Below are 16,426 nucleotides of genomic sequence, written 5' to 3'. Positions count from 1 at the left end.
AAGTCCTGGCCCAGGGCGCGGAACTCCTGGGGGACCTCCGCGGCGTCCTGCCGCGGGTGGCCCGCCGGGGCCCCCCCCGGGGGCCCGCTTACATACCCATTCGCACATTTGAAACCATTTGCCTTTTCCTGTACGATATGGGCAGAGAGAAGGGAGTTGTTTCAAATGTTCAAACGGGAGAAGAAAGTGTATCTGGAACTGACGGACGCGGAGCGCCGCCTTGTGCGGATGTATCTGATGGGCTGGCGGAACAAGCTGACCGCCCAGGGCCGGGACGCCGGGCCAGTCAATGACTTATTGATAAAGCTGATGACATAATCAAAGCATATTCCTCCTGCAATACCGTACATACACCGCTCTCGGTCCGCTGGACACAGGGCGGTGTAAATTTTTGAACAGGAGGAACCAGTGAATGGACCATACACCCTTTGAGTACGGCGGTCTACACTTTATCCCGGAACAGCGGTTTGAACCGCAGGGCCAATACCACCGCCGAATACCGCTCTCCCACATGGGACAGGATGCGGACGCCAACCTATTCCCCAGCAAGTTCGCCTACTCCCACAGCGGCTTTTATAAAGCGTCCATGGTAAAAGACTGCGACATATTCCGCTGTGTGGAGGATGGGCAGTTGTATGCCCCCTGCGGGGACGGCTTGCGATACTACAATGAAAGGCCCGCCCCTGAAAGGGGGCGGAAGTATGAACGCTGACGGAGAGAAGCACATAGAGGGCAATTTCCATGCTGTCTCCCTTTCCGGAGGCAAGGACAGTACAGCCATGCTTCTGTTGATGATCGAACAGGATATGCCCATCGATGTGGTGCTGACCGCCGATACCGGCATGGAGTTCCCAGAGATGTATGAGCATCTTCAAAAACTGGACGACCTGCTCTGCCGTGAGCGTGGCATCCATATCACTACCCTGCGGCACCCCAAAGGCTTTGAATGGCTCATGTTTGAGGAACCAAAGATGAGGCAATCCAGCATTGAGAACCGGCAACGGCTTGGGGTATCTCTCTATGGCAACGGTTGGCCTGGCCCCCGTGTGCGCTGGTGTACGGGCCAGTTAAAAACGCACCTTATCCGCAAAGAAGTGAACCGCCTGAAAAAAGAGCGGAACGCCCTGCACTATGTCGGGATCGCCGCAGATGAACCAAACCGTATCAAGGGGGAACAATATCCTCTGGTGGATCAGGGTATCACAGAAGCCGAAGCACTGAGGATATGCTATGACCGGGGGTTTGACTGGGGCGGTTTGTATCAGATATATAACCGCTGTTCCTGTTGGTGCTGCCCTCTCCAACGGATCGGGGCACTGAAAAAGTTCCGCACCCATCACCCTGAATTGTGGGCACGGCTCCGGGAGATGGACCGGCGGGCCATTGAGCAGTTTGGGCACAACGCTTTGGGACAATTTACAAAAAATTGGACAGTAGAGCAGTTAGAGCGGAGATTTGCCAACGAGGACAGGCAGATCTCCGTTTCTGTTAGAGAGGAGCGATAGTCATGGGCAAAGGAAAAGACATAAGCGAGGAATTGTCAGGTATGCTGCGAGGTGTTCCATCGCAAAACATTCTAATCGCCTTCGATGATAAACCCGCCAAATCCCTAGCGGATCTGAAAGAACAGCAGAAAAAGTCCACCCAGAAGAAACGTAGACCGCGTCATGACCGGGAGAGGTGACGGAAATGTTGGGTAAAAAACGAATAATCGAGAACTTTGAAATCATCCACTCAATCCAAATCGGGGCGCGGGAGCTTGTAGTAGGCGTCAGCCCGGAGCTGGAGTTTATGTGCTGCTTCTGCACACAGGATGATATTGCTGAGTATTATTCCGAGGCCATGAGCAGCAGCGAGTATCTGGAGATCATGGAGCTTTACGCGGACAGGCTGAAAGGACAGATAGCGGCAGTTCAGGCCCAGCGCAATACCCTCCACATCCCACTGGATATGCTGGGCCGTGAGCATTGTTTCCCGCTGCTGGACGGCGATGACATCGCCAATAAGGTAGTGGCGATCAACCCGGCTTCCCTGCGCTATGAATATCAAAGAGCGGACTGCCAGTTGATTCTAGTGACAGGAGAAAGCGGGGCACGGAGCAACCCCCGCGGCACTGCGGTCTATGGTATCAACGTATTCACAGGCCGCAGGGCTAGCCAGTGGGAACGTGGTGATATTTTAGGTGAGGTCAGGCCAGAGTGTCTACCGCAGTGGGCAAAGGACCGCTTGCAGGTCATTCAGCGGGAACGCGCTCTGAAAAGGAGTCTATCTGATACCAGGTAAAAGAACAGTTGAAACCACATGCGCAACAGCGGCTTTCAGTGAATAAACTGGAGGTCGCTGTTTACTTAAGAGCGTCTGATACAAACGAAACTTCTGATGGGCGGTTCGCCCTGTACCCATTGGAGCATCGTGCAGACTCCGAACCGGGAAACACAGCCGGAGGGCATGGGCTGGGAGTTATTCCGCAACTATTTGATTGCCAGAGAAGAGCGGCGTAAATTTTTGGAAGGAGGACTTCAAATGAACATAGATCAGGAAAAGCGTATGGCCGGGGACTATGAGATCATCCATGCGCTTCACATTGGCGACCGGGAGATCGTGCTAGGGGAAAACCCGTCAGCGCCGGAGGATGAGCGGTATGTATGCGCGTTCTGCCAGCAGCATGAGATATTCGCAAACTATACCGAGGTCATGGTCAGCGATGACTACCCGGAACTGGTAAAGCTGTTTGGGGAGCGTGTGGCGGAACAGGCGGAAAAGACCCGTATCGCCTTGAACGGCCCGAAAATTCAGGGCATCTCCAATTCGGCCATCACCGCCGAGGACTGTGAACAGGTCAGTTACCAGGAGGACATCCGGGGCAAAGTCGTGGTGATCCGCCCGGAGGTGCTGCGCCGGGAATACCGCCACGCCACCTGCCAGCTCCAGTTGTGTACCAGCGGCTCCGGCGCATACCCCAACAGCCGCGGCACTGCCTGTTACTGCACAGAGCTGTATTCCGGGCAGAGGGCGCGGTTTGAGCGCAGCGACATTCTCGGCGTCATCGCCCCGGAGGACCTGCCCAAATGGGCAAAGCATTACCTGGAGCTGCGACAGGCTGAAAAGGAACGAAACTCTCGTGACAGGGAGGGCCGCTGATATGGGCAACCGTATGAACGCCGGCTATCTCATCACCGACTCCATCCACATCGGGACCACCGAGCTCGTGCTGGGTGTGAGCATAACGGAACGGTCCACGTTTGTGACATGGGCCTGCCAGGGAAGTGATTACTACTACTGGGGCCATTATCACTCCGATCTCCTGGCCGCTAAAAAGGACCTTCTGGAACGGGCCGGGGCGGAACTGGAGTACCAGATGACAAAGCAGGAACGCTCCGGCGAACAGCCGGAGAAATCGGGGAAGGAGCGTGAGCGGGAATGAGCTATGAGCCGGCCTATTCCCCCTGGGGGCTTATCCAGACCCGCAAGACCCTCTGCCCCGGTTTCTTTGATGTTTCCACAGCCAGCCACGGCGGGATCATGGTGGCGCGGGAATTTGTGGCCGGGAATTTATCACCTGCCGCCCAGCGGTACGGGTTCTGGGAAGGCGGCTATCTGTGCTTTGAGGAGGACAGCGACGCGCAGATCGTCCTTCGGGAGTTAATGGACAGAGGGCTTTACACCGCACCGATCAATGAATACTTCGGCCCCGGAGAATACAGCAAATGTATTGATGATACTATCCGGGTATGCCATCCCGACTACTGGCGGGCGCATGAGGCCGGACTGACACAGCCCGCACAGCCGCCGAAGATAAAGGCGCGTGAGCGATAATGGAGCTGACCTTGCGGCCCGCAACCCCTGCCGAGCGGCTTTATGCCTATGAGCAGCCCGGAGAGATTGCCGGTCAATGCGGAAGTCCGGGCTATTTATGGGGAGAACTGGATAAGGACAGCAGTTCGACCTTCTTTAGCGGCTGGGTAGCATTTGACCGTTCTCTCAATACGCCGGAGTTCAAAGCAGAATCTAGATCTGTGCAGGAAATGCTCCGTTTTGATGAGCGATACCATCATCAGCTGAATAATTGGACCGCCATGATTTGCTGCTGCGTGGATAACTCCCAGGGATTATTCCGCAACGGCTATGAATATGTGTTCCGCGCCGACACCCAGGACTATTCCTATCTGATCCGATGTACCCCGATTGGAGAGGAAAACCATGTCCATATCTATCCGTATCGCCGGGGATTGCTTGACCGGCACATGAAGCAGGCCGAAAGAGGCATCCGCTTCATCACCACGGCTGGCAAGGAGAAATTCAGGGTAGCAGACGGCGATATGGTGCGTGTTATCATCGGTGAACACAGGGGGGTGAGCACGTGGCCCGGTATATTGACGACTGCCACACCGCAATCGGCGGCAGCGTTTACCATATCCGTGAGTATGCGTCATACCTGGAGCAGATTGGCGGGAAAGCGATCCCAATACGACCGGGCTTGCCGGAAAAGTGTTATGCCGTACTGCCCAGCGGCGATGAGATCATTACCGTCCGGCACGGTGAGGCCGGTTATTATCACACGGATAAATACGGCCATGACCGCGCTCACGTGCAGGCCATCGTAGATGAATACAACGCACAGATCAATGTGACCAAGGCGCAGGCAGCGGCGATGCTGGCGGGCTCCCTGTTCGGCTGGGAGACGCCAGCTGCCGACCCGAAAAACTATGATGGGCAGGGTCAGCCCATCAAGCCCAAACACCATGACCGGGGCGACGCCCGGTAGAAGTTCTATCAATATCGTTATAGAGAAAGCGGCTATCAGTGAGAAGCTGGTAGCCGTCTTCCTATTGACAAGGAGCGTGATCGTATGGAATTGACCATTCGTGCCGCTGCCCCAGGGGAGCGGCTTTATATCGCCAGGCAAAGCACACAGATCGAGGGCCAGACCGGGAGTGTCGGGCACTTTCGAGCGGATATGGGTGAGGACGGCAAGGGGTTCTTTCCCCAATGGACCAGCCACCGGGAAAACCTGGACACCGAGGAATTTCAGCAGGATCTGGAGTGTGTCATGGAGGCCCTGGTGGGCGACGAGCAGTACGGCGGGTTTCTGAAAAGCCGTGACGCCATGCGGGACTTCTGCCGGGAACACCCGGAGAGCGCGCTTGACCACGGCTTTTTTTCATTCGGCTTCCGGGCGGAAACAGCGCAGTATGCCTACCTGATCCGGCTGCACCCCTACAAGGGGGAGGAAAATCTGTTCATCTACTGCTACCGCCGCGACTGGCTGGACCGGCACATGGAACAGGCTGAAAAGGGCATCCGGTTCATCGACCCGCATTACAAGGAGCTGTTCCGCATCCCGGACGGCGGGCAAATCCGTATTCTCCGGGAGGGCTGCGCGCCTATAGACCGGACCTGCCGCTATATTGATGACTGCCATGTGGAGGTGGGCAACGGCTGGGACAGCCTGTTTCACATCTGCCAGTTTGCCGAACAGATGGAGCGGTGCCACAACGAGGTGATCCCTCTGACGCCGCCCCTGCCGGAGAAGTGCTTTACCGTCCAGCCGTCATCGGGTGAGCTGATCGCCATAGAGCGGTACAAGCCGGGGTATCAGGTGTCCCCCATGGCCCATTTCAAAGGGAAAACGCCCCAGCAGACGGCGGATGTACTCAACGACGATATGGGCGTGACCAGGGCGCAGGCGGCGGCAATGCTGGCCGGGGCGACCCTGGGCTGGACATCCCCTGCCGCCGACCCGAACCGATACAATAAGCGTGGCCGGCCCATCCAGTCCCGCCGCCACGAAAGGAGTGGTTCACGATGACAGAGCAAAGGCACTTAATATGGAGCAACTACGATCTGGACTATGAGGACTGGAGGGACGATCTGGAGGAAGATCATCCGGAGCTGACCGAGGACGAGCGCATGGCCCTGATGTATGAGATCAATAACCGATATCTGGACGATGAGCGCGTCAATCTGAACATCCAGCTTGACCAGCCCATCCTTGTGATTGCTGACCTGGGACTTTGGAATGGGCGGCGTACAGGCTATCAGGAAATCTCCAGCGGCAATATCCGGGACTGCCTTTACAGTGGCCGGGATATTGAATACGCCACATGGTATGTGGATAAGCTGGGCGACCTGCGCTGCGACGCCATACACCACGACGGTACGAACCATCTTCTTTACCGCACATATAAGCCCGGAGCGCGGGACTCACAAATTGACTTGCTGAAAGAAAAACTATATTACGGAAAGGCCGTCCACACCGATATAACCCGCATTACCCGCAGGCTGGGAGACGAGATCGGCAAGGCGTACGGCTGGGATTTTCCCAAGCCCCGGCAGGCCGTTTCCGTGGAAAGGTAGGACGATGATGGCACAAATACCCAACATCAAATTAGAGCTGCACCCCTCTATGTTTGACCTGTTGATGACTGTCCTGGCATACAACGCCGCTAACGCCCCCGTGGAGAGCGTCCGAAGCGGTGCGAAGGACTTGATGGAGAAACGTATGCGCTTTACCCGGCTCTATATGGGTAAGGGTGGCGAACAATACGCCAGTCTGCGTATGTACGAAAATGAAGCGGAAGAAACAATCTGGCAGCTCCTTTTAACCGCAGCCCTCAACTATGATGTGAGCGAGGAATATCACAAAAAGTTGAAGGTGGAAAGCAGGAGTGATCCCCAATGAAGGGCGTACCCATCGACGAGGCCCTGTGCGCCTACCTGAAGAAATACCATAAGGGACAGGAGAACGCGGCTTCCAGCAAGGAGCTGGAGGCCACGGTTCATGTCGGCGGGGCGGAGCTGCGGCGGGCGGTCAACCGCCTGCGCTGTGACGGCCACCCTATTTGCAGCGCCGATGCAGGCTACTTCTACGCGGCGCGACGATCAGAGGTCAGGGCCACCGTCGCCCAGCTCACCGGGCGCATCTCTAAAATCGCCGTGGCAGCAAAGGGCCTGTTGCAATCTTATGAGGAAACGGAGGGATAGAGCATGGCGAAAAAACTGGACTCCATTGTAGAGCTTGCGGCGCAAAAGACTCGTGAAATTTCCGCCAACAGCGGGAATTACATGGCCTTTCTGACCACCGCCGCTCACAACTTCAAGTACGATTTCCGCGACCAGCTTTTGATCTATGCGCAGAAGCCGGATGCCACCGCCTGCGCGCAGATCGACTTCTGGAATAAGCATGGCCGCTATGTCAACCGGGGCACCAGGGGGATCGCCCTGCTAGTGGACACGGACCGGGGTTATAAGCTGCGGTATGTCTTTGATATGTCTGACACCAACAGCCGTCAGGGGCGCACCATCCCCATCTGGAAGATGGAGCCGCGGTATGAGGACACGGTGATCGAGGCGCTGGAGAACAGCTATGGCGAGTTCCCGGACCGCTCTGGTCTTGCCGCCTGCCTGCTGGAAACGGCGAAGGTCATTGTAGAGGACAACTTTGGCGACTACTACACGGAACTGCGGGGCGTCAAGGCGGGCAGCCTGCTGGAAGAGCTGGACGATCTCAGTACCGAAACATGGTTTAAGGGCTTGGTGGAGAGCAGCGTGGCCTTTATCATGCTGACCCGGTGCGGCATCGACCCCATGGACTATTTCAGCGGCGAGGATTTCGCCCATGTCTATGACTTTGACACCCCGGAAACCCTGTCCATCCTGGGCGGCGCGGTGAGCGATATTGCGGAAATGCCCCTGCGGGAGATCGCCACTACGGTCTTGAGCCTGTACCGGACAGAGCAAAGGGAAAATCGCACATTTGACGAAAATTCTGACAGGCAGTATCATGATGGCAGGACAAAACAGGAAAGGAGCGTTGAACATGGAACTGACATACCGAACGGAGGGCGACTACCGTCTGCCCAACCTGGAAGCGCCGGAGGCCCCGAAGGTCGGAAAATATGGGATGCTGCGGCGCAGCTACCTTCAGACCCACAGGAACGCCTACTACACGGGGATGCTCCTCAGCGGCAGGCTGAACGCCCATCTGGAGAAGATCGACCGGCAGGCCACGGAGATGGTGGAGCAGCTGACGGCGCGGATGGCGCGGGAGCAGGGCGTGACGGAGGAGTTGAAGGCCAGCGATCAGATGAAGTGGGTGGGCCTGATGAACAACATCCGGGCAGCGGCGGAGGAAGTGGCGCTGACGGAGCTGGTCTACACGGACGCATAAGCGGCCCGCTCATCGCCGGGGAAGAACTCCCGCAGGCCCCTGTTGACGGGACATCAGGTGCTACCGGACTTCAAAACAAGCACCATGATTTTAATGCCCGCACGGACATCCCTTACTATCACGAGGACAGCGAGAAACAGGAATTACTCCGTATCAGCGACGCCCTGAACGGCCACAGGGCCGAGATCGCCGCGTTCTTTGAAGCCCATGAGGGCAGAAAAGAGCGCGGCGATTTCATTAAGGGCTTCTTTGACAACACCTATGTAGAGAAAATCTTGAGCAATGGCCAGCGGGCCGGGTATCGGGCATGGGACGATGTGCTGAACCTCTGGCGCGGGGCGTACCTCTCCCGCGAGAAAGAGGTGTTCCTGCGGTGGCCCCATGTTGCCGACACCATCTACGGGATGATCTTGCTGGACCAGTGGCTCGACCCGGAGGAACGCCCCCTGCCCAGCGAGGCGGAGCAAATCACATTCATTGAACAGGCTGAAAGAGAAAAGAGAGAAGTTTTCACTCTGCCCCAGGAGGCCATAGACTATGTCCTGTGCGGCGGCAGCGGAGTGTCCGCAGGGAAATTTCGCATTTATGAACAGTTTCAGAAGCAGGAGAGCAAGCAGGAAAATATCAAATTCCTGCGGGATGAGTACGGTATTGGTGGGCGTTCCGACGCTATACCCGGCAGCGGCTATTGGGAAGATCACGACGGTAAGGGTATCACCATCTCCCGCGACCTCCAAGACCCCAACGGCAAATACAAAATTACCTGGGCCAAGGTGGAGAAGCGTATCGGGGAACTGATCGCCGCAGACCGCTATCTGAACCGGGCTGAAAAGGAGCAGTATCCGGCGTACCGGGCTGATGTTCAGCGTCGGACAGAGCGGTGGAAGATCGCAAAAGAGATTCGCTCTATCATCAACGACTATGTAGACTTCAAGACCCAGCTTGGTGAAAAGGATCAATGCGATGAGGTGCTGCTTGCCAAGCGGTGTGCGGACTCGTTTGGTGTTGGGGAAAAGAAGTGCTATGTCCTGCGGAAAAAGGGCGACTTTGTTCTGCCCACCATGCGGTCGGCCATGCAGACCATCATCGCAGACAACACTCACCTGACGGAACGCTGTGAGGCCATGCTTGCCGCCCTGGACGGCCCCCTGGCCGCGCCGCTGGAGCCGACCTATGACGAATTGAACCCGCCCCTGGAGCTGCCGAAAGAGCACCGGCTGTCCCTGGGGGCCACGGTGTATCTCGGCTCCCAAGAATATGAGCTGCTGGCCTTTGACGAGCAGACCGTCCGGCTCTACGACCCGTCATTTCCCATCATCAACAAGGAGATGGCGCGGGACGAGTTTGACCGCCAGCTGGCGGAGAACCCGCTGAACGACAGACTGCTTCAGGTGGCGGAGGACGCGGCTCCTGTGGCTGACGCCGAAGAACCGGACGCTGAGGAACCGCTGAACGCCCCGCTGCCCGTGGGCAGGATCGACTTCCTGGGCACGAATGGCATCGTGGGCGAGAGCGTGGAGTACACCGACGCGGAGGAATTTATGCTGGCGATCAGGGAGGAGAACCGAGTCGGCGCACCCATGCGGATCGTCCTCTACCGGGACAGCGAGGGCCAGACCATCCCCCAGGACTTCCTTGCCGATCTGGACCCGCCGCCCCAGGGCTTCCAGGTCATTGACATGGCGCAGGCCCAGTTGGAGCAGACAAAATGGCTCATCAACGCCTACTGCATGGAGGTCTTTGAGCAGGAGGCCGACTTCTCCGATCTCTCCCATGTCCCCCTGGCGTTCAGCTCCACCAGCGACAGCGCCCATACCGTGGAGATCAGCGCCGACCTGGTATCCTTCCGCCTTTCCTATCTGGTGGACGGTGCGGAGGCAACGGCCATCCAATGCGCCGGCTTCCGTGACCTGAATGAACTTCTCGCCAACCTGGATTTTGACGAGATGGTTGCCTTTACAGAGGAGGAATACAACAAACAGCAGACACAGAAAAAGCAGACGGAAGTGCAGCAGACAGAGGATGACCCTTTCCCGGAGATAGACCCCGCCGCCATCCGCAGAACTCTTGCAGAAAGAGGCATTGTGGACGGAAAAGTCATTGACCCGGATAAACTGAATGCCGACCCCTTTATTCAGCGGGTCATGGCCGATGCGGAACAGGCTTCCGCCCGTGCGCCACAGTCTGATAAACGCTTTTCCCCCATCGAAACTGAGAACGGCTACGCTGTGTGGGACAACATTCGAGATGAGATTTATGTGGATGATGAGGGCGTCAGTGAGGAATTTACCAGCCGGTGGCAGGCGGAGGAGTACGCCCACCAGCTGAATCAGGTGGACACCCTCGCCCGGTATTATGGGGAGGGCGAAACCATCCTGATCCGGCAGTACCCCAACGGCCAGTATTATGTCCAATACTGCTATGACGATCAGGATAACACGGTGTATGCGACGGCGGGTGGCTTTGATACCTTTGAGCAGGCCGAAGCAGCACTTTATACCCATCGTCCCCAGGCAAAAAAAGACCCCATCGCCGCCCAGGACCTCGCGTACCGGCAGGCCGCGGAATATTGGTCCGGCGACGAGCATCTTGTGATCTTTCAGGAACCAAACGGGACCTTCTGCAATCAGTACGGCTTCATTTCCGGCAGGGTGACACCCACGACCGGGAGCTTTGCCACACTGGAGGAGGCGGAGAAACAGCTTTACGCGGACCGCCCTCTGGCCCAGAAGGTCCAGGCACAGGAGAAACCGCCCGCCCATGCCCCGGCAGACCGGGACGAAGCGGAGCGCCGCTATCAGGTGGTGGTCTACCACCACCTGGAAAACGGCATGGACGAGAAGCTGGAATATGCGACGCCGGAGGAAGCGGAACAGGCGGCGCGGGGCTATTTGGAAGGCACAATGGAGCCAGACGGCTTTGCCTACGAGGGGGCGGCTGTCTACGACCTGCTGGAGAAGAAGTGGCTCCGCGTGATCGGGGACTTCCCCACACCGGAACGTCCCGCCGCAAAAGAGGAACAACCTCCGCCTCCGCGGGAGGATACGGAAACGGCTGCTGCGGACCGTGACCTGATCGGTAAAGAGGTGACGCTGGAGGGCCGGCGGTTTCTTGTAGAAAAGATCGACGAGGATGGCCGTGCCTCCCTGCGGGACCTCACCTTTGAAGGGGCTGTGGGCTTTCCAATCGAGCGTGTAGAGCATATTTCCGCCATTCGGCGTCTGATGGGACCGGCTGAAAAGACAGCGGGACCGGAAAAGAGCGCGAAAAGTACAGCGGATGGGCACGGCCAGGGCGGTAAAGAGCCAACTCTGGCCCCACCCCAATCCCAGCGCAGGGCCAGGGTGTCCCCCTTTGTCCTCCATCCTGAAGTCCCCAACGCGGACCGGCATGAGTACTGCATCACCGATGACGCCATCGGCACAGGGACGCCAGGAGAACGGTTCAACAACAATGTCCGGGCCATCCGCCTGTTGAAAAGGCTGGGGGCCGAGGACCGGCTTGCCACCCCGGAGGAACAGGAGGTATTGGCGCGGTATGTGGGCTGGGGCGGTTTGGCAGACTGCTTTGACGAGCGCCACAGCAAGTACGCCGAGCTGAAAGCCCTGTTGACCGAGGAGGAATATGCCGCAGCCAGGGAATCCACCCTCACCGCCTTCTACACCCCGCCCGTGGTCATCCGATCTATCTATCAGGCCCTCACGAACATGGGCTTCCAGACCGGAAACCTGCTGGAGCCGTCCTGTGGCATCGGCAACTTCATCGGTATGCGCCCGGAGGCCCTGGCGGACTCCAAAATCTACGGCGTGGAGCTGGACGGTATCTCAGGCCGCATCGCCCAGCAGCTTTATCAACGATCGTCTATCGCTGTCCAGGGGTTTGAGAAAACAGACCTCCCGGACAGCTTTTTTGACGCCGCTATTGGAAATGTGCCCTTCGGCTCCTTCAAGGTGATCGACAAGCGGTATGACCGATATAATTTCCTCATTCACGACTACTTCTTTGCCCGGACACTGGATAAGGTCAGGCCGGGCGGCGTCATCGCCTTTGTTACCAGCAAAGGCACGATGGACAAGGACACCCCCACCGTGCGGAAGTACCTTGCCCAGCGCGCCGACCTGTTGGGGGCCATCCGTCTGCCCAACAACACCTTCAAGGACGCCGCGGGCACGGATGTGACCAGCGACATCCTCTTTTTGCAGAAGCGGGACGCCCTCTCCAGCGAGGAACCGGATTGGGTACACCTGAACACCGACGCAAACGGGCTGAAAATGAACCAGTATTTTATTGACCACCCGGAGATGGTCATGGGCGAAATGCGGGAGATCAGCGGCCCCTATGGGCCGGAAACCGCCTGCCTGCCCATTGAGGGGCGGGACCTGGGAGAACAGCTTGCCGCCGCCATTCAGAATATCCAAGGCTCCATCACCGAGTATGTCATGGACGACCCGGAAATCGAGGGCGAGGACAAGTCCATCCCCGCGGACCCGGAGGTACGGAATTTCAGCTATACCATCGTGGACGGCAAGGTGTACTACCGGGAAAACAGCCGCATGAACCCGGTAGAGGTGTCGGTGACGGCGGCCAACCGCATCAAGGGGCTGATCGGCATCCGGGACTGTGTGCGGACGCTCATTGAGTACCAGACCGAGGACTGGCCCGACCAGGACATTCAGGCCCAGCAGCGGAAGTTGAACGCCCTCTACGACGCCTTTGTGGACAAGTACGGGCGGATCAACTCCCGCGCCAACAGCTCTGTGTTCAGCATGGACAGCGCCTACTTCCTCCTGACCTCCCTGGAGGTGCTGGACGATGAGCGCAACTTCGTCCGCAAGGCGGATATGTTTACCAAACGCACCATCAAGCAGAAGGTCACGATCACTCATGTGGATACCGCATCCGAGGCCCTGGCCATATCACTGGCTGAAAAGGCAAAGGTGGATATGGACTATATGGTGGAGCTGACCAGCAAGACCGAGCAGGAGATCTACGCTGACCTGACCGGCGTGATCTTCCTGAACCCCATGCACGGGTATGGCAGCAGCTCCGAGGAAAAGTACCTCACCGCCGATGAATACCTCTCCGGCAATGTGCGGGAGAAGCTGGAATGGGCAAAGCGGAGCGCCGAACAGTACCCGGAGGACTACGCCGCCCATGTCCAGGCTTTGGAACGGGTGCAGCCGGTGGACCTGACCGCCAGCGAGATCGCCGTCCGGCTGGGGGCTACCTGGCTCCCCACAGAGGTCATTGACCAATTTATCTATGAACTGTTCGGGACTTCTCTCCGCAGTCGGCGGATGATACGTAGCCATTACTCCCAGCACACCGGCGCATGGAATATCGAAAACAAATTTGCCGACAGGGGCAATATCAAGGCGGAGAACACCTACGGCACCACCCGTGTCAATGGCTACAAGATCATAGAGGAAACCCTGAACCTCCGGGATTTGCGTATTTTTGACTATGTGGAGGACGAACACGGCAACCGCGTTCCTGTCCTGAACAAAAAGGAAACGGCTATCGCCCAGGGCAAGCAGGAACTTATCAAGCAGGCGTTCCAGGACTGGATTTGGAAAGACCCAGCCCGGAGGGAGCGGCTGACGCGGCTCTACAACGACAAGTTCAACAGCACCCGCCCCCGCGAATACGATGGGAGCCACCTGAACTTTGTGGGTATCAACCCGGAGATCACCCTGCGGCCCCATCAGGCGAACGCCATCGCCCACATCCTCTATGGCGGGAACACACTGCTGGCCCATGTGGTGGGCGCGGGCAAGACCTTTGAAATGGTAGCAGCGGCTCAGGAGAGCAAGCGGCTGGGCCTGTGTCAAAAGAGCCTGTTTGTGGTGCCCAACCACCTGACGGAGCAGTGGGCGTCGGAGTATTTGCAGCTCTATCCCTCCGCCAATATCCTGGTAGCCACCCGGAAGGACTTTGAAACCAAAAACCGCAAGCGGTTCTGTGGCAGGATCGCCACCGGCGACTATGACGCCATCATCATCGGCCATAGCCAGTTTGAGAAGATCCCGGTGAGTGTGGAGCGCCAGCGGTTTCTTCTGGAACAGCAGAGGGATGAGGTCCTGAACGGCCTCGCGGAACTGAAAGCCAACCGCGGGGAACGCTTCTCCATCAAGCAGATGGAGCGCACGAAAAAGTCCATTGACGCCAAGCTGGCAAAGCTGAACGACCAGAGCCGTAAGGATGATGTGGTCACATTTGAAGAACTGGGCATTGACCGCCTGTTTGTCGATGAGGCCCACTACTACAAGAACCTCGCCGCCTTTTCCAAAATGCGGAATGTGGGCGGCATCAGCCAGACGGAGGCCCAGAAGTCCAGCGACCTCTATATGAAGTGCCGGTATCTGGACGAACTGACCGGGGGCCGGGGCGTGGTGTTCGCCACAGGCACCCCCATCTCCAACACCATGGTGGAACTATATACCATGCAGAAGTATTTGCAGTACCACGCCCTGGAAGAACACGGCCTGCTCAATTTTGACGCCTGGGCCTCAACCTTTGGCGAAACTGTCACCGCTATTGAACTGGCCCCGGAGGGCACCGGCTACCGGGCCAAGACCCGGTTCTCCCGGTTCTATAACCTCCCGGAACTCATGTCCATGTTCAAGGAAGTGGCGGATATCCAGACGGCGGATATGCTCAAACTCCCCGTGCCCAAGGTCAACCCGCACAATATCGTGCTGAAACCATCGGAACAGCAGAAAGAGATGGTGGCGGCGCTGGGAGAGCGGGCGGAAAAGGTCCGCAACAGGAAGGTAGACAGTACCGTGGACAATATGCTGCTCATTACCAACGATGGGCGCAAACTGGCTCTGGACCAGCGGCTACTCAACCCCTTGCTCCCGGACAGCGACACCAGCAAGATCAACGCCTGCGTTGATAATGTATTCGAGATCTGGCAGCGCACAGCGGACCAGCGTTCCGCGCAGATGGTGTTCTGCGACCTCTCCACCCCTGGCAAAAGCCGCCCCATCGAAATGGTCCCAAACGGGCAGGGCGGCTATGAGATGGTGGAATTTCAGAATGTCTACGATGACCTGCGAAATAAGCTGATCGCCAGAGGCATACCAGCCGAAGAAATAGCCTATATCCACAGCGCCAACACAGAGGCGCAGAAAAAGGAGCTGTTCGGCAAGGTGCGCTCCGGGCAGGTCCGGGTGCTGATCGGCTCCACCCAGAAGATGGGCGCGGGCACCAATGTCCAGAAGAAGCTCGTGGCGCTGCACCACCTGGACTGTCCTTGGCGGCCCTCTGACCTTCAGCAGCGGGAGGGCCGGATCGTCCGGCAGGGCAACGAGAATGACGAGGTGGACATCTACACCTATGTCACCGAGAACACCTTTGACAGCTACCTCTATCAGCTGGTGGAGGGCAAACAGAAGTTCATCGGGCAGATCATGACCAGCAAATCCCCGGTCCGGTCCTGTGAGGATATTGACGAAACCGCCCTGTCCTACGCGGAGATCAAGGCCCTGTGTACCGGCAACCCCCATATCAAGGAAAAGATGGACCTGGACATTGATGTGCAGCGGCTCCGGCTCCTGAAAGCCAACCACCTCAGCCAGCGGTATGCCCTGGAGGATCAGATCATCAAAGAACTGCCCCAGGAAATCGCTAAGTATGAGCAGTATATTGAGGGCTATACCTCCGATATGGCCCGGCTGAAGGAGAACACTCACCCCAATGAGGACGGCTTCTCCCCTATGGAGGTGGAGGGGACCGTCTATACCGACAAAAAAGCCGCGGGCAGCGCCATCCTCGCCGCCTGCAAAGCCATGACCAGCCCCGAACCTGTCCCCCTGGGCCAGTACCGGGGCTTTGCTATGGACCTGTCCTTTGAGAGCTTGTTCCGGGAGTTTAAGATCACGCTGAAAGGGGCGCTTTACTACACCACGGCTCTCGGCACCGATATTTTCGGCAACATCCTCCGCCTGGATAATCTGCTGGAAAGCATGAAGGAGCGGATAAACACCTGCCGGGAACAGTTGGAAAATACCAGGATACAGCTTGAAAACGCCAAACTGGAGGTGGAAAAGCCCTTCCCCCAGGAGGACGAGCTGAAAAGAAAGTCCGCCCGTCTGGATGAATTGAACATCCTGCTGAACATGGACAAGCGGGAGAGCGAGATCGTGGACGGGGATGTGGGGGATGAAGTCACAGCCCCCGCCCGCGGCAACCCCGACCGGGAACGCTGAAAGGGCGAGAAATGTCTGACCCTCAAAAACATGATACGGGAGC

15 protein-coding genes are annotated in these 16,426 nt (G+C 57.6%); all 15 read left to right on the top strand.

What is annotated here, in order from left to right; all coding sequences use genetic code 11:
* The first annotated feature begins 165 nt into the window (after positions 1-165).
* The 15 genes from NE584_RS11065 (at position 166) to NE584_RS10995 (ending at position 16,383) form a co-directional block, all read left to right on the top strand.
* Positions 166-318 (top strand): hypothetical protein, encoded by a 153-nt coding sequence (locus tag NE584_RS11065; RefSeq protein ID WP_256182826.1) that lies wholly within the window; start codon positions 166-168, stop codon positions 316-318.
* A gap of 94 nt (positions 319-412) precedes the next feature.
* On the top strand, positions 413-712 hold the full coding sequence (locus NE584_RS11060; protein WP_256182825.1) for a hypothetical protein: 300 nt from the start codon (positions 413-415) through the stop codon (positions 710-712).
* On the top strand, positions 702-1,505 hold the full coding sequence (locus tag NE584_RS11055) for a phosphoadenosine phosphosulfate reductase family protein (protein WP_256182824.1): 804 nt from the start codon (positions 702-704) through the stop codon (positions 1,503-1,505). The genes NE584_RS11060 and NE584_RS11055 overlap by 11 nt, the downstream gene beginning before the upstream one ends.
* Positions 1,506-1,507: 2 nt before the next feature.
* Positions 1,508-1,684 (top strand): hypothetical protein, encoded by a 177-nt coding sequence (locus NE584_RS11050; RefSeq protein WP_256182823.1) that lies wholly within the window; start codon positions 1,508-1,510, stop codon positions 1,682-1,684.
* Between the two features lie 5 nt (positions 1,685-1,689).
* Complete coding sequence (locus tag NE584_RS11045) at positions 1,690-2,283, top strand: hypothetical protein (RefSeq protein ID WP_256182822.1); 594 nt, start codon at positions 1,690-1,692, stop codon at positions 2,281-2,283.
* Positions 2,284-2,523: 240 nt separating this feature from the next.
* Positions 2,524-3,141 (top strand): hypothetical protein, encoded by a 618-nt coding sequence (locus tag NE584_RS11040; protein WP_256182821.1) that lies wholly within the window; start codon positions 2,524-2,526, stop codon positions 3,139-3,141.
* A 1-nt stretch (position 3,142) separates the two neighbouring features.
* Positions 3,143-3,424: a hypothetical protein gene (locus tag NE584_RS11035; protein ID WP_256182820.1), complete on the top strand. Its 282-nt coding sequence runs from the start codon at positions 3,143-3,145 to the stop codon at positions 3,422-3,424.
* Complete coding sequence (locus NE584_RS11030; RefSeq protein ID WP_256182819.1) at positions 3,421-3,816, top strand: hypothetical protein; 396 nt, start codon at positions 3,421-3,423, stop codon at positions 3,814-3,816. Before NE584_RS11035 ends, NE584_RS11030 begins: the two co-directional genes overlap by 4 nt.
* Positions 3,817-4,360: 544 nt before the next feature.
* Positions 4,361-4,765: a hypothetical protein gene (locus NE584_RS11025; RefSeq protein WP_256182818.1), complete on the top strand. Its 405-nt coding sequence runs from the start codon at positions 4,361-4,363 to the stop codon at positions 4,763-4,765.
* 84 nt (positions 4,766-4,849) lie between these two features.
* Positions 4,850-5,809 carry a hypothetical protein gene (locus NE584_RS11020; RefSeq protein WP_256182817.1) on the top strand — a complete coding sequence of 320 codons (960 nt, stop codon included), beginning with the start codon at positions 4,850-4,852 and terminating at the stop codon, positions 5,807-5,809.
* Positions 5,806-6,357, top strand: coding sequence for a hypothetical protein (locus tag NE584_RS11015; protein ID WP_256182816.1), 552 nt, complete (start codon positions 5,806-5,808; stop codon positions 6,355-6,357). Before NE584_RS11020 ends, NE584_RS11015 begins: the two co-directional genes overlap by 4 nt.
* Before the next feature lie 4 nt (positions 6,358-6,361).
* Positions 6,362-6,682: a hypothetical protein gene (locus NE584_RS11010; protein WP_256182815.1), complete on the top strand. Its 321-nt coding sequence runs from the start codon at positions 6,362-6,364 to the stop codon at positions 6,680-6,682.
* A complete protein-coding gene (locus tag NE584_RS11005; protein WP_256182814.1) occupies positions 6,679-6,984 on the top strand; it encodes a hypothetical protein in 306 nt (101 codons plus the stop codon). Before NE584_RS11010 ends, NE584_RS11005 begins: the two co-directional genes overlap by 4 nt.
* A gap of 799 nt (positions 6,985-7,783) precedes the next feature.
* Entirely contained in the window at positions 7,784-8,170 is a 387-nt protein-coding gene (locus NE584_RS11000; protein ID WP_368670723.1) for a TnpV protein, read from the top strand.
* Between the two features lie 404 nt (positions 8,171-8,574).
* On the top strand, positions 8,575-16,383 hold the full coding sequence (locus NE584_RS10995; RefSeq protein ID WP_338078597.1) for a DEAD/DEAH box helicase family protein: 7,809 nt from the start codon (positions 8,575-8,577) through the stop codon (positions 16,381-16,383).
* Positions 16,384-16,426 lie beyond the last annotated feature (43 nt).

This window comes from Clostridium sp. DFI.5.61 (genome assembly GCF_024462915.1).
Lineage (GTDB): Bacteria > Bacillota > Clostridia > Oscillospirales > Oscillospiraceae > Lawsonibacter > Lawsonibacter asaccharolyticus.
This window is presented reverse-complemented; position numbering and strand designations above follow the sequence as displayed.